At 56.6% G+C, this 523-nt stretch carries 2 pseudogenes; both read left to right on the forward strand.

Annotated features, from left to right (window positions below):
• Positions 1-366: pseudogene (locus tag FHL16_RS34685) on the forward strand (c-type cytochrome); the annotation flags it as partial.
• Positions 287-523: pseudogene (locus FHL16_RS34690) on the forward strand (DUF411 domain-containing protein); the annotation flags it as partial. The pseudogenes FHL16_RS34685 and FHL16_RS34690, both read left to right, overlap by 80 nt.

The raw sequence follows: 523 nt of genomic DNA on the forward strand, positions 1-523 counted from the left end.
CAACAGCTGCCTTCATTGGATGCAGAGCAATACAACGCTCTAGCAACCAGCAGCGGTGGTCATCAACACGGTGGCGGCGAGAGCAAAATGCATAACCATGAAGGCCAGCATGAGGGCCAAAAAGGGGCTGTCGCGGGGCATCATGATGCGGGTGCAGCCGAAGAGATAGCCGAAGCAGGCGACCATCATGGCGAGAGAAACAGCGCCCATGCCCATGAGGCGGCCGCAGCGCCTTCTCAGGATGAAAGTACCAAACACGCCCATCCTCAGGTTTTGGAGGCTTCACATGACGCTCCTGCAACTCCGGCCGTTCAGCCAAAAACTCATACCCACGCTGATGGGAAGGAGCATACCCATGCGAAATAACTTTCTTCGTCCCGGTCGGGCACTTCGCCTCGCTGCGTTCGCGGCTCTGTTTATCAGTTCAGTTGGTCATGCAGCAGAGTCGCTGACGATCGACGTCCATCGTGACGCTAACTGTGGATGCTGCAAGAAGTGGATCCAGCACCTTGAAGCTAACGGC

The sequence above is a fragment of the Pseudomonas sp. FSL W5-0299 genome, from assembly GCF_005930655.1.
Classification (GTDB): domain Bacteria; phylum Pseudomonadota; class Gammaproteobacteria; order Pseudomonadales; family Pseudomonadaceae; genus Aquipseudomonas; species Aquipseudomonas mandelii.